This window comes from Streptomyces sp. NPDC050806 (assembly GCF_055586425.1).
The window spans coordinates 262,420-278,553 of the sequence record NZ_JBVJIF010000006.1; the positions used below are offsets into that span (position 1 = coordinate 262,420).

The 16,134-nt window shown below is 71.0% G+C and carries 21 protein-coding genes and 1 tRNA gene; 18 read left to right on the forward strand and 4 right to left on the reverse strand.

Annotated features, from left to right (window positions below):
* The first annotated feature begins 112 nt into the window (after positions 1 to 112).
* The 4 genes from ACZ6WH_RS20480 (at position 113) to ACZ6WH_RS20495 (ending at position 3,205) form a co-directional block, all read left to right on the forward strand.
* Positions 113 to 1,162, forward strand: a complete 1,050-nt coding sequence (locus tag ACZ6WH_RS20480; protein ID WP_469729803.1) for an NAD(P)-dependent alcohol dehydrogenase — start codon at positions 113 to 115, stop codon at positions 1,160 to 1,162.
* A gap of 226 nt (positions 1,163 to 1,388) precedes the next feature.
* Positions 1,389 to 1,919, forward strand: coding sequence for a DUF4232 domain-containing protein (locus ACZ6WH_RS20485; protein WP_469729804.1), 531 nt, complete (start codon positions 1,389 to 1,391; stop codon positions 1,917 to 1,919).
* Between the two features lie 196 nt (positions 1,920 to 2,115).
* Positions 2,116 to 2,412 carry a type II toxin-antitoxin system VapB family antitoxin gene (locus tag ACZ6WH_RS20490; protein WP_004943146.1) on the forward strand — a complete coding sequence of 99 codons (297 nt, stop codon included), beginning with the start codon at positions 2,116 to 2,118 and terminating at the stop codon, positions 2,410 to 2,412.
* A gap of 145 nt (positions 2,413 to 2,557) precedes the next feature.
* Positions 2,558 to 3,205, forward strand: coding sequence for a LytR C-terminal domain-containing protein (locus ACZ6WH_RS20495; protein ID WP_469729805.1), 648 nt, complete (start codon positions 2,558 to 2,560; stop codon positions 3,203 to 3,205).
* A gap of 49 nt (positions 3,206 to 3,254) precedes the next feature.
* On the opposite strand, the gene upp is transcribed toward ACZ6WH_RS20495, so the two are convergent.
* Positions 3,255 to 3,890: a uracil phosphoribosyltransferase gene (gene upp / locus ACZ6WH_RS20500; protein WP_469729806.1), complete on the reverse strand. Its 636-nt coding sequence runs from the start codon at positions 3,888 to 3,890 to the stop codon at positions 3,255 to 3,257.
* Positions 3,891 to 4,385: 495 nt separating this feature from the next.
* Here upp and ACZ6WH_RS20505 point away from each other — a divergent pair, with 495 nt between their 5' ends.
* The 9 genes from ACZ6WH_RS20505 to ACZ6WH_RS20545 all read left to right on the forward strand — a co-directional run bounded on the left by ACZ6WH_RS20505 (position 4,386) and on the right by ACZ6WH_RS20545 (position 10,632).
* The gene (locus ACZ6WH_RS20505) at positions 4,386 to 4,562 is read left to right on the forward strand and encodes a hypothetical protein (protein WP_399715133.1); all 177 of its coding nucleotides are present in this window, start codon (positions 4,386 to 4,388) and stop codon (positions 4,560 to 4,562) included.
* A 441-nt stretch (positions 4,563 to 5,003) separates the two neighbouring features.
* Entirely contained in the window at positions 5,004 to 5,540 is a 537-nt protein-coding gene (locus tag ACZ6WH_RS20510; protein WP_469729807.1) for a tRNA adenosine deaminase-associated protein, read from the forward strand.
* A 161-nt stretch (positions 5,541 to 5,701) separates the two neighbouring features.
* A complete protein-coding gene (locus tag ACZ6WH_RS20515; protein ID WP_469729808.1) occupies positions 5,702 to 6,277 on the forward strand; it encodes a nucleoside deaminase in 576 nt (191 codons plus the stop codon).
* 191 nt (positions 6,278 to 6,468) lie between these two features.
* Positions 6,469 to 6,555: transfer RNA gene (locus ACZ6WH_RS20520), tRNA-Ser, on the forward strand.
* A 377-nt stretch (positions 6,556 to 6,932) separates the two neighbouring features.
* Complete coding sequence (locus ACZ6WH_RS20525; RefSeq protein ID WP_181138704.1) at positions 6,933 to 7,097, forward strand: hypothetical protein; 165 nt, start codon at positions 6,933 to 6,935, stop codon at positions 7,095 to 7,097.
* Between the two features lie 123 nt (positions 7,098 to 7,220).
* Positions 7,221 to 7,514 (forward strand): Dabb family protein, encoded by a 294-nt coding sequence (locus ACZ6WH_RS20530; protein WP_469729809.1) that lies wholly within the window; start codon positions 7,221 to 7,223, stop codon positions 7,512 to 7,514.
* A 375-nt stretch (positions 7,515 to 7,889) separates the two neighbouring features.
* A complete protein-coding gene (locus tag ACZ6WH_RS20535) occupies positions 7,890 to 8,693 on the forward strand; it encodes an RNA polymerase sigma factor SigF (RefSeq protein WP_432857166.1) in 804 nt (267 codons plus the stop codon).
* Between the two features lie 212 nt (positions 8,694 to 8,905).
* The gene (locus ACZ6WH_RS20540; RefSeq protein ID WP_362212275.1) at positions 8,906 to 9,733 is read left to right on the forward strand and encodes an RNA polymerase sigma factor SigF; all 828 of its coding nucleotides are present in this window, start codon (positions 8,906 to 8,908) and stop codon (positions 9,731 to 9,733) included.
* A 122-nt stretch (positions 9,734 to 9,855) separates the two neighbouring features.
* Positions 9,856 to 10,632: a hypothetical protein gene (locus ACZ6WH_RS20545; protein ID WP_469729810.1), complete on the forward strand. Its 777-nt coding sequence runs from the start codon at positions 9,856 to 9,858 to the stop codon at positions 10,630 to 10,632.
* A gap of 11 nt (positions 10,633 to 10,643) precedes the next feature.
* Here ACZ6WH_RS20545 and ACZ6WH_RS20550 read toward each other — a convergent pair whose 3' ends face one another.
* Together ACZ6WH_RS20550 and ACZ6WH_RS20555 are read right to left on the reverse strand one after the other, a co-directional pair.
* Positions 10,644 to 10,868 (reverse strand): GntR family transcriptional regulator, encoded by a 225-nt coding sequence (locus ACZ6WH_RS20550; RefSeq protein WP_469729811.1) that lies wholly within the window; start codon positions 10,866 to 10,868, stop codon positions 10,644 to 10,646.
* Positions 10,869 to 10,920: 52 nt separating this feature from the next.
* Positions 10,921 to 11,148, reverse strand: a complete 228-nt coding sequence (locus ACZ6WH_RS20555) for a GntR family transcriptional regulator (RefSeq protein ID WP_469729812.1) — start codon at positions 11,146 to 11,148, stop codon at positions 10,921 to 10,923.
* Between the two features lie 356 nt (positions 11,149 to 11,504).
* Between ACZ6WH_RS20555 and ACZ6WH_RS20560 the strand changes: the two genes are divergently transcribed.
* The 3 genes from ACZ6WH_RS20560 to ACZ6WH_RS20570 all read left to right on the forward strand — a co-directional run bounded on the left by ACZ6WH_RS20560 (position 11,505) and on the right by ACZ6WH_RS20570 (position 12,263).
* Positions 11,505 to 11,636 carry a hypothetical protein gene (locus tag ACZ6WH_RS20560; protein ID WP_469729813.1) on the forward strand — a complete coding sequence of 44 codons (132 nt, stop codon included), beginning with the start codon at positions 11,505 to 11,507 and terminating at the stop codon, positions 11,634 to 11,636.
* On the forward strand, positions 11,633 to 11,932 hold the full coding sequence (locus tag ACZ6WH_RS20565; protein ID WP_469729814.1) for a hypothetical protein: 300 nt from the start codon (positions 11,633 to 11,635) through the stop codon (positions 11,930 to 11,932). Before ACZ6WH_RS20560 ends, ACZ6WH_RS20565 begins: the two co-directional genes overlap by 4 nt.
* A gap of 106 nt (positions 11,933 to 12,038) precedes the next feature.
* Complete coding sequence (locus tag ACZ6WH_RS20570; RefSeq protein WP_469729815.1) at positions 12,039 to 12,263, forward strand: DUF397 domain-containing protein; 225 nt, start codon at positions 12,039 to 12,041, stop codon at positions 12,261 to 12,263.
* A 156-nt stretch (positions 12,264 to 12,419) separates the two neighbouring features.
* Here ACZ6WH_RS20570 and ACZ6WH_RS20575 read toward each other — a convergent pair whose 3' ends face one another.
* The gene (locus ACZ6WH_RS20575) at positions 12,420 to 12,632 is read right to left on the reverse strand and encodes a hypothetical protein (protein ID WP_469729816.1); all 213 of its coding nucleotides are present in this window, start codon (positions 12,630 to 12,632) and stop codon (positions 12,420 to 12,422) included.
* A gap of 325 nt (positions 12,633 to 12,957) precedes the next feature.
* Between ACZ6WH_RS20575 and ACZ6WH_RS20580 the strand changes: the two genes are divergently transcribed.
* Positions 12,958 to 13,431 (forward strand): MarR family winged helix-turn-helix transcriptional regulator, encoded by a 474-nt coding sequence (locus ACZ6WH_RS20580; protein WP_362212287.1) that lies wholly within the window; start codon positions 12,958 to 12,960, stop codon positions 13,429 to 13,431.
* Between the two features lie 92 nt (positions 13,432 to 13,523).
* A complete protein-coding gene (locus ACZ6WH_RS20585) occupies positions 13,524 to 16,061 on the forward strand; it encodes an MFS transporter (RefSeq protein WP_469729817.1) in 2,538 nt (845 codons plus the stop codon).
* The last annotated feature ends 73 nt before the right edge of the window (positions 16,062 to 16,134 follow it).

Here is a 16,134-nt window from a genome sequence, read left to right on the forward strand (position 1 = left end):
CAACTCTGCGAAACCGCAGGTCGTGAGGGTGTCACTGACATTGGTACCAACGGCGTTCGTACGAAAACGGGGGATCTGGCTCCGCTTCCGCTTCTGACGCAGGCTCGATGTCATGACACACACCTCTGTCACCGCGTATGCAGCACCCGCGCCCAAGGCACCCCTGGAGCGCACCACCATTCCGCGCCGTGAGCTCGGCGCGCACGACATCCTGATCGAGATCAAGTACGCGGGGATCTGCCACTCCGACATCCACCAGGTCGACTCGGACTGGGGTCCGGGCACCTTCCCGATGGTCCCGGGCCACGAGATCGCCGGCGTGGTCGCCGCGGCCGGCCCGGAGGTCACCCGCCACCAGGTGGGCGACCGGGTCGGCGTCGGCTGCATGGTCGACTCCTGCCGGGAGTGCGACAACTGCAAGGCCGGCTTCGAGCAGCACTGCACCGGCTCCGGCCCCGTGATGACGTACAACGCCACGGGCCGCGACGGCGAGCCCACCTACGGCGGCTACTCCACCCACGTGGTGGTCACCGAGGACTTCGCCGTCCGCATCCCCGACGGCCTCGCGCTGGACGTCGCCGCACCCCTGCTGTGCGCCGGCATCACCGTGTACTCGCCGCTCGCCCGCTGGGGCGCGGCCCCCGGCAAGAAGGTCGCGGTCGTCGGGCTCGGCGGCCTCGGCCACATGGCCGTGCAGATCGCCGCGGCCCAGGGCGCCGAGGTCACCGTCCTCAGCCAGTCGCTGCGCAAGAAGGAGGACGGCCTGAAGCTGGGCGCCTCCGACTACCGCGCCACCTCCGACCCGGCCACCTTCGAGGAGCTGGCCAACAGCTTCGACCTGATCATCAACACCGTCTCCGCGGACCTGGACCTGGGCGCGTACCTGGGCCTGCTCCGCACGAACGGCACGCTGGTCCAGGTCGGCGCGCCCGAGCAGCCGCTCCGCACGTCGCCCTTCGCACTGATCCAGAACAACCGGGCGATGGCCGGCTCGTCCATCGGCGGCATCCCCGAGACCCAGGAGATGCTGGACTTCTGCGCGGCGCACGGCATCGGCGCGCAGATCGAGGTGATCTCCGCCGAGGAGATCAACGACGCGTACCGGCGGGTGCAGGCGAGCGACGTCCGCTACCGCTTCGTCATCGACGTCTCGACGATGTGATCCCCGAAGGCGGGTGGCCGTGCGCTCTGCACGGTCCCGCCTACCGCGCAGCCGGGTGGCCGTCCGACGGCCGCCCGGCTTCGTCGTATTTGGTAGTGGATAGACGGCGTTAGCCGGACGTTAGCGGACCAATAGCGCCCGGGGACAGAGTGGTTGTCGTGCCGGAGAGACCAGCCGGCCGCACCACCACCAGCCATCGAAGTCACCATCCACGGGGGAACCCACCATGTCGAAGAAGACAGTCAAGGCCGCCGTCGCCTCCCTCATCGCCGTCGGCGCGCTGGCCGCGACCGCCGGCCCCGCCCTGGCGCAGACCGCCCGCCCGGCGCCCGCCGCCAAGATCGCGCCCTGCGCGGCGTCGGCGCTGAAGTTCGAGGCCGGCACCGTCAGCCGCCCGATCAACCACGTCCTGATCAAGGCGACCAACACCTCGAAGAAGACCTGCGACTTCTCCGCCGAGACCTACCCGCTCCTGCGGCTCCACAAGGACCAGCAGGCGGTCACCCCGGTCGTCGAGGACTCGCAGCCGCAGGCCGTGGTCACCATCGCGCCCGGCGAGACGGCCTACGCGGGCCTGACGCTCTCCGCCGCCGACTCGTCGGAGAAGGGCTTCAGGACCGGCAGGATCGAGGTGGCCGTGGACAGGGACACCGCCCTGAAGTCCGTCACCGTCAAGGGCGGCCCGGTCTTCATCCAGCCGGGCGTCGCCAAGGTGACGTACTGGCAGGACAACCCGGCCGACGCCCTCCTCTGGTGACAGCTCCCGGCCGGGGAGCGACCCCCGATCCCCGGCCGGGCCCCGTACCACCGCGTTCCGCCGGGCCCGCCCCGGCGGAACGCTCCGCCGTACTCGGGTGACCACGGGCGCATTGCTCCCCTTGTACCGGTTGCCTCCACTTCGCACCCGTGCGACATGGCTGCGCCCGAGGCCGGGTGACCGGTAGGCTTTCCGTGTGATCTTCAAGCGCATCGGAAATGGGCGGCCGTACCCCGATCACGGCCGGGAGAGCACCCGCCAGTGGGCGGATGTGGCCCCGCGCCCGGTACGCCTTGACCAGTTGGTGACCACCAAGCAGCAGCTCGATCTGGAAACGCTGCTCGCGGAGGACTCGACCTTCTACGGCGACCTGTTCGCGCACGTCGTGAAGTGGCAGGGCGACCTGTACCTGGAGGACGGGCTGCACCGCGCGGTCCGGGCGGCCCTCCAGCAACGCCAGGTGCTGCACGCCCGCGTCCTCGAACTGGACTGACGCGCGTCGGAGCCCGGCGACGGGCCGGCCCCGAGCCTCACGGAACGTAGCCGTGGCGCCCGGTATTGGCCCTTTCGGGTCAGGTCTCGCGCCACGAACAGATCATTTAATAGGCAGAGCGCCATGACCGCACTACGCTGCGGACATGAGCATGCTGACGCCCCCCGGCATGGGCGGTAAGAAGTACCGCATCACGGGCGACAGGTATCCGCGGATGCGCCGTCCCCGCCGTGACCGCAGGATCGCCATGACAGTCGTGGCCTCCGCCTGCGTGCTGGCCGTCGGCGCCTGGGGCGCCGTACAGCTCATCGACGTCTTCACCGGGCAGAGCGGCACCGCCCAGGCCGCCCAGGAGAAACCGAAGTGTCCCCCGGGCCAGGACGGCGCCAAGCCGCGCGGCACGGCGAAGCCGCTGCCGAAGCCGAAGGCCGTCAAGGTCAACGTGCTCAACGCGACCACCCGCAGCGGGCTCGCCAAGAGCACCGCCGACGCGCTCAAGAAGCGCGGCTTCACGATCGGCGAGGTGGGCAACGCGCCCGCCGCCTACGACAAGAAGGTCAAGGGCACCGGCCTGCTGCTCGGCGCGCCGGCCGCGACGGACAGCTCCTTCAAGGTGCTGGGCACGCAGGTGGCCGCCGGGGTCGAGCGGAAGACCGACGGCCGCAAGGGCGGCGAGGTCGACCTGATCATCGGCAACAAGTTCAAGGCCCTGACGAAGGAGAAGGACGCCAAGGCCGCGCTCGCCGCGCTGACCGCCCCGCCGAAGGAGAAGCCGGGCACGCCGGGCTGCTGAGCGCCTCCTGTGGCGCCGGGCCTCCGGCGCGCCCGCCCGGATCCTGGCCTCAGCCGGCCGTGCCGTACATGCGGTCGCCCGCGTCGCCCAGGCCCGGGACGATGTAGCGGTCCTCGTTCAGCCGCTCGTCGACCGCGGCCGTGACCAGCGTCACCGGCGTACCGGCCAGCTCCTTCTCCATGACCTTCACGCCCTCGGGCGCGGCCAGCAGGCAGAGCGCCGTCACGTCGTCGGCCCCGCGCTGGATCAGTTCCTTGATCGCCGCGACCAGCGTGCCGCCGGTGGCGAGCATCGGGTCCACGACGTAGATCTGCCGTCCGGAGAGGTCTTCCGGCATACGGGTGGCGTACGTCTGCGCCTCGTACGTCTCCTCGTTGCGGACCATGCCCATGAAGCCGACCTCGGCCGTCGGCAGCAGCCGCACCATGCCGTCCAGCATGCCCAGGCCCGCGCGCAGGATCGGCACGACCATCGGGCGGGGGTGGGAGAGCCGGACGCCGGTGGTCGCCGTCACCGGGGTCTCGATGTCGACCTGTTCGGTGCGCACATCGCGGGTCGCCTCGTACGCGAGCAGGGTGACCAGCTCGTCGGCGAGACGCCGGAACGTGGGGGAATCGGTGCGCTTGTCGCGCAGAGTGGTGAGTTTGTGCGCCACCAGCGGGTGGTCGACGACGTGGATCCGCATGACATCGACAGTAACCGAGGCCGGGACCCTGAGGCGCCCGCCGGTGGCCGTACGGAGACCGGCCGGCCACGCCCGGCCCCTCGGCCAACGTCAAACGATTCGCATCAACCCCGCACTTCGGGGGAAAGTGGGCACAGACGCCCGGACCGCCGGCCGGCCTCCGGGCGAGGACCTCGGCCCGAGGCGGTGTCGCTCATGCCCGACCAGAAGAACCGTCAGGACGCACGGCAGAACCGTCAGACTCGCCAGAACCGTCAGAGTCGCCAGAGCGGTCAGACTCGCCAGAACGCTCAGACGCGCCAGAACCATCAGGACGCACGGCCCGAAGGAAGCCTGCCCCCGCCCGGCCCTTCCGGGGGCTCGCGCACCCCGCGGCCGGCCGCGCGCAGGACCGGTGCCGCGCGCGGTGCGGCGAGAGGCGACGGGGGCGGCACCAGACCCGACCCGGCGCCCGCCGCGGCCCCCCGCCCCGAGGACACGGCGCAGAAGGTGGCCATGGACGCGCGGGCGGCCGGCGGGGAGGGCGAGCCGGACGCGGCCCGCCGCCGGCGCCGGGCGCAGTTCCTCCGTGAGCTGAACGAGGCCAAGGAGCTGCGCGACCGCGTCCAGCCCCGGCGCGCCCGCGCCGCCCGGATGCGGCAGGCGATGCGCATGCGCACGTTCCGCTGGTAGCGCAACGGGCACGGGACCACCCGACCGGACCCGCGCCCACCGCCTCAGCGGCCGCGCCGCCGCACCCGGGCCCGCCGCGCCGGGAAGCCCCCTGCGCGTCACCACGAATCCCCGTACGCGTCACCGCACGGCCGCGGACACACCGCCGCAAGGACCTCCGCGCGCCACATATGGGCCGTTTACGCGCCACCATTCGGGCGCTGCTTCCGACACCCGCATCCGGTCCCGTCCGGCCTTCCGGGGGGCGGATCCGGCCCCGTTACGGCACCCATCCGGCCCCCTCACGACCCGGATCTCGCAGAACCCGGGCACGACGCAGCGTCGAAGACCCCGCGCGAACGCGTTGTTTCTGCCACGATTCCGATTGGGGCGGGGACTCCGGGCGCTCACGCGCCGCCCTCGCCCGGCCCGGATACGCCTCTGACCAGTGGGAGAGTCACGGTGTACTTCGCCGCACTGCTCGCGCGCACCGAAGACGGGTGGGAAGCGAGCGATACAGAGCTCGACAATGTGGAGACGCTTGCCGACCTGGCCGACCTGGCCCGGCAGGCAGCGGTCGACGACGACACGGTGGTGGCGTTCATCGAGCAGGAGGGCGCGTGGTTCGGCGTCGTCCGGGTGGACGGCGAGGACGACCCGCGCGTCTTTGTCTCGGATGCCACCGCCGCGTCCCGCAGCTCGTACGGCGCCATGCTGACCGACGAACTGATCGGCCGCGACGAGGAAGCCTCGGAGGACCTCGACGATCTGACCAATCTGGACGGTACGGAAGACGGTGAGCCCGAGGGCGCCGAGGACGAGACGGAGGAGGCCGAGGCCGACGAGCGGTTGCCGGCCGGGCCGCTCGGTGACGTCGACCTCCTCGACGACCTCGGCGTCACCGGCAAGGACTTGCTGACGTTCGACAGCAACGGTGACGCGTTGGGCGAGATCGCCGACGCGCTGGGCTGCACGGACGTGCTGGAGGCGGTGCGGTGACGGACGGGGAGCGGCGCACCGCGGCCGCTCCCCGTCCGCCCGCCGCGGGCCCTCGTACGCCCGCCGTGCGGCCTGCCGCGCCCGTCCCGGGCCGGCGGCCGCCCGCCGCGGGGCCGCCTCCGCCGGTCCCCGGCACCGCCGCGGTCGCCGACACTGTTGTCATGACCGACGCACAGTCCGCCCCGGCCCCCGCACCCCATCCGTTGCGCGACCCGTGGGCCGCGCCCATGCGGCAGGCCCTGGCGGAGGCCGCGCTCGCCCCCGGGACCGGAGACGTCCCGGTGGGCGCCGTTGTGCTGTCCGCTGACGGGCGGGTGATCGGCACCGGCCACAACGCACGCGAGGCCACCGGCGACCCGACGGCCCACGCCGAGGTGCTCGCCATCAGGGCGGCGGCCCGCACGCTCCAGGAGGAGGCGCACGCGGCCGCTGCCGGGGAGGGCGACAGCTCCGTCGCCGGGGAGCGCGACGGCTCCGTACGGCGCACCACCGACTGGCGGCTGACCGGCTGCACTCTCGTGGTCACGCTCGAACCCTGCACGATGTGCGCGGGCGCGATCGTGCTGTCCCGGGTCGACCGGGTGGTCTACGGCGCTCGCGACGAGAAGGCGGGCGCGGCCGGCTCGCTCTGGGACGTCGTACGTGACCGACGCCTCAACCACCGCCCCGAAGTGATCACCGACGTCCTGGCCGAGGACTGCGCTGCGCTCCTGACCGACTTCTTCCGCGACCGCTGAACCGACTCCTTCCGCGGCCGCCGAGGGCGGTTCGGCGGGTACGGAGGGGCCGGCGCCCGGCCTCCGGCGGGTGCGGAGGGGCCGTCGTCCGGCCTCGGCGGGTACTGCCGAACGCCGTTCCGGGAGGTCCGCGCGCCCGCCTCCCGGAACCGATTTCGGCACACGGCCCCTCATGGGCTAGGCTCTGCCTCGGTAGCGTGTCCGAGCGGCCGAAGGAGCGCGCCTCGAAAGCGCGTGAGGGGGCAACTCCTCCGTGGGTTCAAATCCCACCGCTACCGCTCGCACGAAGGGCCCGACTCATCAGAGTCGGGCCCTTCGTCGTATCCGGACCTCTGGCCCGCACCGCGGCCGGGAGGAACACGGTGCGGACCCCGCAGCGAGGCCCGGTCCCGCCGGCGGACTCCTGCCAGATCCGCCGGGCGCACCGTCCAGCCTGCTGCCGCGCCCCGGCCCGACAGGCCGCCGAACGGCCCCGATCACCGGGACTTTCGTCCTCGGACGCCGGTGAGCGGCGGCGTGCAGCAGTCGCGAAAGCGACCCCGGGGCAAGGGGGCCGCCCCGGACGCGGCTGCTGCGTTGGGGCCGGTGTGGTTACACTCGCCCGACCGCACAGGGCGGGAGCTGCCGGTACAGGCCGTAGGGGAGACGGGGACGAATGGTGGAAACGAAGAAGATCGCGCTGTATGTGGTCGTCGTCTTCGTCCTGTACACGATCGTCACGTCCCCCACCCGGGCCGCCGATCTCGTCCAGATAGGGTTCGAGGGCATTTCGGACGCCGCCCAGGGCGTCGGCCAGTTCATGACCTCGCTGATCCAGTAGCCGACCGGCAGAGCCCCTCGCGCCGGCCCGTCCACCCGTAGGGCCGGGCGCCCGCCGCCAGTCCGGCAGAAACGATCCAGCGGGCCCGCACGCCCGTACGTACGCACTCACGGAGGCCCGCCCATGATCCGCCACCTGGTCCTGTTCAAGCTCAACGAGGGCGTCGAGCGCGACGAGCCGCGCGTCGCGGCCGGCGTGAAGGCGTTCCAGGAGCTCGGCGACCTCATCGCCGACGTGGAGTTCTGGGAGTGCGGCTGGAACGTCACCGACCGCCCGATCGCGTACGACTTCGCGATCAACTCGGCCGTCGCCGACAAGGACGCCCTGAAGCGCTATCTGGAGCACCCCGCCCACCAGGCGGGCGTCCGCCAGTGGGCGGAGTTCGCCACCTGGGTGATCGCCGACTACGAGATCTGATCCGCCGGTCCGGCAGCGTCCGGACCACGGCGTCCCCGGCCGCGTCCGGGTCGCGCCGCCGTCGGCCCGGCACGGGCCGACAGCGCCCCTCGCCCCAGCGGGCGAGGGGTTTCTTCGTGTTGGCGCCCCTTCCGGCGCCCCCGAAAAGCCGCCCTCCGGCAGCCCCGTACCGCCCGCCGCCGACCGCTCGGCGCCTCCTCCCCGCCACCCCCACCTGCGCCTGGCCGTATCAACTGCCGCTCAACACGGCGTTATGCGGTGCTTGCACACACTGCACATGTCTTGTGATGCTATGACCGCTTTTGCCGGATACATCCGCTTCGGCACAGCCCAGTCCGACACAAAGCCCAGTCCTGTGAAGGGGAGGCGTGAACCGTGACGGCCCGTACTGCGCCGAAGGCGCCATCCCGCCAGAGCAGGAGTGCGGACACCCGGGCGCTCACGCAAGTCCTCTTCGCCGAGCTGGCGGGCCTGGAGCCGGGCACCCCCGCGCACGCCCGGGTGCGGGACGCGCTGATCGAGGCGAACCTCCCCCTGGTCCGTTACGCGGCCGCGCGCTTCCGCAGCCGCAACGAGCCCATGGAGGACGTGGTCCAGGTCGGCACCATCGGCCTGATCAACGCGATCGACCGGTTCGACCCGGACCGCGGCGTGCAGTTCCCCACCTTCGCCATGCCGACCGTCGTCGGCGAGATCAAGCGGTACTTCCGGGACAACGTCCGCACGGTCCACGTACCGCGCCGCCTGCACGAGCTGTGGGTACAGGTGAACGGCGCCACCGAGGACCTCACCGTGCTGCACGGCCGGTCCCCCACGACGGCCGAGATCGCCGAGCGGCTGAAGATCGGCGAGGAGGAGGTCCTCGCGTGCCTGGAGGCCGGCCGCTCGTACCACGCGACGTCCCTCGAAGCCGCGCAGGAAGGTGACGGCCTGCCGGGCCTCCTGGACCGCCTCGGCTACGAGGACCCGGAGCTGGCCGGCGTGGAACACCGCGACCTGGTGCGCCACCTCCTGGTCCAGCTCCCGGAACGGGAGCAGCGCATCCTCCTGCTGCGTTACTACAGCAACCTCACCCAGTCCCAGATCAGCGCGGAGCTGGGCGTGTCCCAGATGCACGTCTCCCGGCTGCTCTCCCGGAGCTTCGCCCGGCTGAGATCCGCAAACAGGATCGACGCCTAACCAGGACGAGGTACGACCACCCCGGTCACACCACTCCTTCCTGCAGGGATATGTCGACTTGGCGCTACAGCGTGTTGCCGACATGTGACATTCTGCAGGAACCGCGTTTGCCGTGGCGCCGCCTCCGGTATTCAGGTGGAGGCTGAACTCTTCGCTCCGCATGGGGCAGAGGAGGCGCAGCGGCGACCCGACCGCGACCTCAAGGGGGTGGCATGTCCGTAGAACTGGGCAGCTCGAAGGTGCTTCCCGCACCAGCACCGCAAGTGCATGACGACGACGCCCTCAACACCCGTACGCTTTCCCGCTCCCTCTTCTTGCGGCTGGCCACGCTCGACAAGGACAGCGTGGAGCGTACGTACGTCCGCGACACGCTCATCGAGCTGAACCTCCCGCTGGTGCGTTACGCCGCTGCCCGCTTCCGCAGCCGCAACGAACCCATGGAGGACATCGTCCAGGTCGGCACCATCGGCCTGATCAAGGCGATCGACCGGTTCGACTGCGAACGCGGCGTCGAATTCCCGACGTTCGCCATGCCTACCGTCGTCGGCGAGATCAAGCGCTTCTTCCGCGACACCTCCTGGTCGGTACGGGTCCCGCGCCGCCTCCAGGAGCTGCGGCTGGCGCTCACGAAGGCCAGCGACGAGCTGTCCCAGAAGCTCGACCGCTCCCCCACCGTCTCCGAACTGGCGGCGTGCCTGGGGGTGTCCGAGGAGGACGTGGTCGACGGCCTCGCCGTCGGCAACGCCTACACCGCCTCCTCCCTCGACTCCCCGTCCCCCGAGGACGACGGCACCGAGGGCTCCCTCGCGGACCGCCTCGGCTACGAGGACAGCGCGCTGGAGGGGGTCGAGTACCGCGAGTCCCTCAAGCCCCTCCTGGCCAAACTCCCCCCGCGGGAACGCCAGATCATCATGCTCCGCTTCTTCGCGAACATGACCCAGTCGCAGATCGGCGAAGAGGTCGGCATCTCCCAGATGCACGTCTCCCGCCTGCTCACCCGCACCCTCGCCCAACTCCGTGACGGCCTGACCACGGACTGACGACGCGAAGCCCCCCGGGCACCAGGGACCCGTCCCGGCCCGGGGCACAGCCATGCGCGTACACCGCTCCGTGTACTGCCGCGGGTCTGTACACCTGACGCCCCGTCAGCCACACTGGCGCGATGCGACGGAGGACAGCTGGCGCGTCAACAGGCGTACTACTGCTACTGGGCGCTGCCCTACTGGCCGCCCCCGGAGGCAGCGACGAACAGGGCTACATCGCAACGGGCGCGGCGGACGCCGGCCGCTACCCGTCCAAACCCGTGGCCCCCACCGACGACGTCACCCTGACTCCGCTGGACGGCCCGGACGCCTCCGGGCCCCAGCACCCCGCCCCTTCCCGCCCGGACGGGATCAACAGCCCCCCGTCCGACGCCCCGGAAGCGTCCAACGGGCCCGACGGGGCCACCGAGCCCGATCCCCCCGACGCCCCCTCGGACGCTCCCCCGTCCGACAGCAACGGCCCCGGTGGCGGCGGCGCCGACGGCGATGACGCAGACCCCCCGGCGGACGACGGCACGTCCCCTGCCGACGGCACCCCGAGCGACCGCCCGGGCGACGACCCCACACCGTCCACCCCGGACACGGACTCCCCCGCCCTCCTCGAACTCTCGGCCCCCGACCTGACCGAGACCGACACCCGCTGGTGCGAAAAGGTCACCCTCAACCTCCGCAACACCGGCGGCCAACCGGTACGCGAAGGCACCCTCACCTTCCACACCCACATCATCGGCGGCCTGGGCATCGACTGGGGCACGAGAAAGGCCACCCGCGACCTCCCGACCCCGATCCCCGCCGGCACCACGAAGAAGCACACCTGGAAGATCTGCGTCGACGCGTGGCGAGTGCCGCTCGGCATGCACATCGACACGAAGGATGTGGATGTGGACTGGAAGTGACGCGGGCTCACTTACGAGACGAAGGAGCCCATGCCGTGCTGGGTGTGGATCAGGCCCTCTGCGCGTAGGCCGCGGTGGACCTTCTGTGAGGTGGTCGTGGCGATGCCGAACTCCGCCGAGAGAGCCAGTACGGAGGGCACGCGCGTACCGGGGGCGTAGGTGCCGTCCGCGATGCGGCGGCGGATTACGTCAGCGACCTGTTGCCAACGCGGGCGCCCCGGTTCGAAGTCCGTCACAGCCGGACGCTACTTCTCCCAGGCGCACGGAAGCGTTTCTTCGGGGCGCCCTTCATCCGTCCTGGGGACTCTCGGCCAGTTTCTCCTGGGCGCCCTTCGTCACGAAGGAGCCCATGCCGACCTGGGTCTGGATCAGGCCCTCTGCACGCAGTCCACGGTGGACCTTCTGGCCGGTGGACGTGGCGATGCCGAATTCCTCCAGCATCTCGGCCACGGACGGCACTCGCGTACCGGGTGGGTAGGTGCCGTCCTCTATGCGCGCGCGGATGATCCGTGCCACTTGGCGCCATCGTGGCTCGTCCGGTGCAAACTCCATCACGGGACCAAGGTAAGCAGCCCACGCCATACCACGCGAGACGTAGCTACGGTGCCTAGGCGAGCTAGGGGTAGCAGACTGCACCAGAGCTGAGAATTCGAGGCCCCGGCGGCTGCGGCAACAGCCCCGGGGTGTGGTCAACGCAAGCCCTGAAGAGGAGCGCCGACATGCGTCACCGTATCGCCCGGGCCGTGGCGTGGCTGGGAGATCTGTTCTCCCGGCCCGTTGCTACGGTCAGCCACTCCCGTACGGATTACGGCAACCGTGAAGCGGCCAGTCCCCCTCCCTTGCCTTCGCAACCACCTCGGGGGACCGAAGAATTGATCGACGGGGACGCCTCCCGGCTCGTGCGGCCCTACCTCGTCGTCTGCGAGCGGCTCGCCCGGGAGCGGGCCGCTCGTCTCTTCGCGTACGACGGGCAGTTCTCGGTGTACGCGGTGTTCGCCGCGTGAGCGGGCCCGAGCGGCTGCGGTTGTTGCCTTGGGCCGGTAGTGACGGGCGGCGGTGTTATCTGTCGACGGACGCGGACGGGGGCGGGTACGTCGCGCGGCTCGCGGACGAGATGGAAGCCGTGCAGCTTGCCATGGGGGCCCGGATGGTCGAGCGGGCCGGTGAGGTGCTCGGCGCGACGGGGCAGGCGCGGCGGGCGCGCCCCAATGAGGTGCGGTGTGTGGCGTACGGGCTCGTGGAGGCGTTGCGGGACGCGCTCAGGATTGCGGAGAGCCGTGCCGGGCGGATGCATCGGTAACCGCAACAGCCGAAGGGCCTGCCGATCAGCCCCGGTCGTGGTGCGCGCTCACGCGGGGCGGGCGAGGGTGAGCGGTGGAAGAAGGGGGGTCGTGAGAGGAGACGGTATGGAGAACGCGAAGGACGGGCTGTACGGGCTGGAACTGACGGACGCGCGGTGGCGGAAGAGCAGTAAGAGCTGGGCCGACGGGGCGTGCGCGCAGGTCGCCGAGCTGGACGGCGGAGCGGTGGCGCTGCGGGACTCGCGTCATCCGGAGCGCGGTGATCTTCGGTTCACGGCCCAGGAGTGGACCGCGTTCTGCGCCGGGGTGCGGGACGGGGAGTTCGACTGAGGGGCACCAGGCCCGCACATGCGCGAGGGCTTCTCCCGACGGCGCCGGGGAACGGCAGCCGTCCGGGAGAAGCCCTGTGGTCGTACGGGGGCGGAGAAGGGGACGTGGGACGTGCGGCCCGCGCGCCTCACGCGCGGGCCCGGAGAAGAAGCGGCCTCAGGCCAGTGCCAGCCACGCCGCCGCGGCGACGATCACGATGGCGACGACCACGCCGATGATGATGCCCGCGCGGGGGCCCGAGGAGGTCTGCTGGGTGGCCGCGGCGGCGCGGGGGGACTGGGGGGCGCCTTCGTCGACGAAGGCGCGGAACATCTGCGTGCTGCCGGCCGGGTCGTGGTTGCCGCCGGGCGTCTGCGGGTTGTTCGCCATAGGGCGAGACCCTAGCGAACCGGCGGGTAGGGGGACACCCCCGGACGGCCCCGGTGCGGCGCGTGCCAGGAGTGGCGGCGGCCGGTGGCGAGTCGGTCAGAGCGGCGCAAAGCACCGGAGGGGGCGCAGGGGAGCCCGTATGCCCCTGTGAGGGCGTGCGCACACCGCCCTGACCTGCGGATTTACGGAGCACATCCGCACCCTTGACTCATGCACGGTACATCTTTTTGGTTTCCTTTACCTCATGAACCCAGGATTCGTTTGCCTGTGGCAACCAAATGCTTCTATGGTTGCCTCAAGCAACAAAAGATGTGTGGAGGTGCCCATGGCAGCGCAGGGTCAGTACCAGGAGCTGGCCAGGCAACTCACCGCCATCGGCGCTGTGAAACGCGAACTCGGGCGCATCCTGCCCCACGACTGCCCGCCCGCCTCGGTAGGCGTGCTCACCATCCTCGACCGGTACGGCGAGATGCGGATGAGCAAGCTGGCCGAGCTGTTGATGATCGACATGTCGGTGACCAGCCGGCACGTCGCCCACATCGCGGAGCGCGGCTGGATCGAGCGGGAGCCCGACCCTCTGGACAAACGGTCCAGGCTGCTTCGACTGACACCCCGTGGACGGGAGCTCCTCGCCGAGCTGGCCGTCCGCTACACGGACTCCCTCGCCCGGTACCTCGACGACTGGTCCGACGACGACGTCGGCCGGCTGAACGAGCTGCTCGCGAAGTTGCACGAAAGCTTCGGCGACTGCCGCACCCGGGCGGGACACGACCACACCACCCGTACACCAGCAGGATGAGAAGGAATTACATGGCTACAACCACACCAGCCGGTGTGCGGGGCGGCCACGCCAAGCACGGAGGCGGCGGTAACGCCTCCGCCGGAGCCCCCATGACGCACCGTCAGATCATGGAGGCGCTGTCCGGGCTGCTGCTCGGTATGTTCGTCGCCATTCTTTCTTCGACCATCGTGTCGAACGCGCTCCCGCAGATCATTCATGATCTGGACGGCGGGCAGAGTGCCTACACCTGGGTCGTGACGGCCTCGCTGCTGGCGATGACCGCGACGACCCCGCTGTGGGGCAAGCTGTCCGACCTGTTCAGCAAGAAGCTGCTGGTGCAGCTCTCGCTGGTCATCTACGTCGGCGGCTCCGTCGTCGCCGGTCTCTCGCAGAACAGCGGCATGCTGATCGCCTGCCGCGTCGTGCAGGGCATAGGCGTGGGCGGTCTCTCCGCCCTGGCCCAGATCGTGATGGCCGCGATGATCTCCCCGCGTGAGCGCGGGCGGTACAGCGGCTACCTCGGCGCCGTCTTCGCCGTCGCCACCGTCGGCGGCCCGCTGCTCGGCGGTGTCATCACCGACACCTCGTGGCTCGGCTGGCGCTGGTGCTTCTACGTCGGCGTGCCCTTCGCGGTGATCGCGCTGATCGTGCTCCAGAAGACCCTGAAGCTCCCCGTGGTCAAGCGCGAGGGCGTCAAGGTCGACTGGGCGGGTGCCTTCTTCATCAGCGCGGCGGTCTGCCTGCTGCTGGTGTGGGTCACCCTGGCCGGTGACAAGTACGACTGGATGTCCTGGCAGACCGCTGCCATGGTCGGCGGTGCCGTCGTGCTCGCCCTGATCTTCGTCTTCGTGGAGACCAAGGCCGCCGAGCCGATCATCCCGCTCCGGCTGTTCCGCAACAAGACGATCACCCTGGCCTCGCTGGCCTCCCTGTTCGTCGGTATCGCGATGTTCTCCGGCACCGTGTTCTTCAGCCAGTACTTCCAGCTGGCGCGCGGCAAGTCGCCGACGATGTCCGGCGTGATGACCATCCCGATGATCGCGGGTCTGTTCATCTCCTCGACCGTGTCGGGCCAGGTCATCACCAAGACCGGCAAGTGGAAGGCCTGGCTGGTCTCCGGTGGTGTGCTCGTGACCGCGGGTCTCGGCCTGCTGGGCACGATCCGGTACGACACCGAGTACTGGCACGTCGCGATCTTCATGGCCCTGATGGGTCTCGGCATCGGCATGATGATGCAGAACCTGGTCCTCTGCACGCAGAACCAGGTCGACCCCCAGGACCTCGGCTCCGCCTCGTCCGTCGTCACCTTCTTCCGCTCCCTCGGCGGTGCGGTGGGTGTCTCGGCGCTCGGCGCGGTGCTGGCAACCCGAGTCACGCACTACGTCAAGGACGGCCTGGCCGACCTCGGACCGGCTGCCGCCAAGGCCGCCCAGTCCGGCGGTGCCGGCGGCGGAGGCATCCCGGACCTGGACGCCCTCCCGGCGCCCCTCCGGACGGTCATGGAGAGTGCCTACGGGCACGCTGTCGCCGACATCTTCCTGATCGCCGCCCCCTGCGCGCTGCTCGCCTTCCTTCTGACGCTTTTCATCAAGGAGGTCGCCTTGAAGACCAAGGGTGGACTGGCCCAGTCCTCCGACGACGGTTCGGACGCCACCGCGTCCGGCGCCACCACGGACGCCGCTGCCGCCGCCCCGGCCGCCGCCGCCGCCCCGGCCGCCGCTTCCGCCGCCTCGACCGAGGCGCTGGAGCCGGCCCTGGTCGGCGCCCCGTCGGTCGCCCCGGACGAGCACGCCCCGTCCTGGGCCCAGCCCCAGCCGGCCGTGGCAGCGCAGGGTCAGCGCCTGGCGGCGTACGCCTCCGCCGGCGACCCCGGCACCCCGGAGGGCCCGGCCATCACCGGCTTCGTCCGGAACGCCGACGGCCAGCCGGTGGCGCGCTCCGCGGTCACGCTGATCTCGCTCAGCGGCCGCCAGCTGGGCCGCTCGGTGGCCCAGGCCAACGGCTCGTACGTGCTGAACGCCCCCGGCGCCGGCTCGTACGTCCTGATCGCGGCCGCCGACGGTCACCAGCCGCAGGCGTCCACGGTCGTCGTGGGTGACCAGCCGATCGGCTACGACATCCTGCTCAGCGGCACCAGCGGCCTGCGCGGCCTGGTCCGCAGCGTGGTCACCGGCGAGCCGGTGGACGGCGCGATGGTCGTGGTCACGGACATCCGCGGTGAGGTGCTGGCGACCGGCAAGACCGGCACCGAGGGCTCCTTCGCCTTCGACGAGCTGGCCGCCGGTACGTACACCGTCGCGGTGAACGCCACCGACTTCCGGCCGACGGCACAGCCGGTCGAGGTCAGCGGACAGGGCATCACCCGCCTGGAGATCGCGCTGCAGTCCGGCGCCCGTGTCCAGGGCATCGTCCGGGCCGGCGCGGACCGCCGTCCGCTGCCGGACGCGCGGGTCACGCTGGTCGACGCGGCCGGCAACGTGGTCGCCACCTCCACGACCGGTGAGGACGGCGCGTACGCCTTCACCGACCTGGACACCGGCGACTACACGGTGATCGCCAGCGGATACCCGCCGGTGGCCAACGCGCTGTCGGTGGACGCGAGCGGGGCCGACGGCTACGACGTCGAACTCGCCCACCCGGGCGACTGACACCGCCACGGCGATAGAGCCAACGGGGGCCGGGGCATCACGCCCCGTAGCACAGCCCCGGTCGGGGGCGCGC

What these genes read in the sequence shown, in the direction of transcription:
- ACZ6WH_RS20495 (WP_469729805.1), top strand. Translation starts at nt 2,558, where the DNA reads ATGAGCATGCTGACGCCCCCCGGCATGGGCGGTAAGAAGTACCGCATC.
- ACZ6WH_RS20585 (WP_469729817.1), top strand. Translation starts at nt 13,524, where the DNA reads ATGACGCACCGTCAGATCATGGAGGCGCTGTCCGGGCTGCTGCTCGGT.
- ACZ6WH_RS20575 (WP_469729816.1), bottom strand. Translation starts at nt 12,632, where the DNA reads ATGGCGAACAACCCGCAGACGCCCGGCGGCAACCACGACCCGGCCGGC.
- ACZ6WH_RS20580 (WP_362212287.1), top strand. Translation starts at nt 12,958, where the DNA reads ATGGCAGCGCAGGGTCAGTACCAGGAGCTGGCCAGGCAACTCACCGCC.
- upp (WP_469729806.1), bottom strand. Translation starts at nt 3,890, where the DNA reads ATGCGGATCCACGTCGTCGACCACCCGCTGGTGGCGCACAAACTCACC.
- ACZ6WH_RS20525 (WP_181138704.1), top strand. Translation starts at nt 6,933, where the DNA reads ATGGTGGAAACGAAGAAGATCGCGCTGTATGTGGTCGTCGTCTTCGTC.
- ACZ6WH_RS20570 (WP_469729815.1), top strand. Translation starts at nt 12,039, where the DNA reads ATGGAGAACGCGAAGGACGGGCTGTACGGGCTGGAACTGACGGACGCG.
- ACZ6WH_RS20485 (WP_469729804.1), top strand. Translation starts at nt 1,389, where the DNA reads ATGTCGAAGAAGACAGTCAAGGCCGCCGTCGCCTCCCTCATCGCCGTC.
- ACZ6WH_RS20540 (WP_362212275.1), top strand. Translation starts at nt 8,906, where the DNA reads ATGTCCGTAGAACTGGGCAGCTCGAAGGTGCTTCCCGCACCAGCACCG.
- ACZ6WH_RS20530 (WP_469729809.1), top strand. Translation starts at nt 7,221, where the DNA reads ATGATCCGCCACCTGGTCCTGTTCAAGCTCAACGAGGGCGTCGAGCGC.
- ACZ6WH_RS20480 (WP_469729803.1), top strand. Translation starts at nt 113, where the DNA reads ATGACACACACCTCTGTCACCGCGTATGCAGCACCCGCGCCCAAGGCA.
- ACZ6WH_RS20545 (WP_469729810.1), top strand. Translation starts at nt 9,856, where the DNA reads ATGCGACGGAGGACAGCTGGCGCGTCAACAGGCGTACTACTGCTACTG.
- ACZ6WH_RS20515 (WP_469729808.1), top strand. Translation starts at nt 5,702, where the DNA reads ATGACCGACGCACAGTCCGCCCCGGCCCCCGCACCCCATCCGTTGCGC.
- ACZ6WH_RS20505 (WP_399715133.1), top strand. Translation starts at nt 4,386, where the DNA reads ATGGACGCGCGGGCGGCCGGCGGGGAGGGCGAGCCGGACGCGGCCCGC.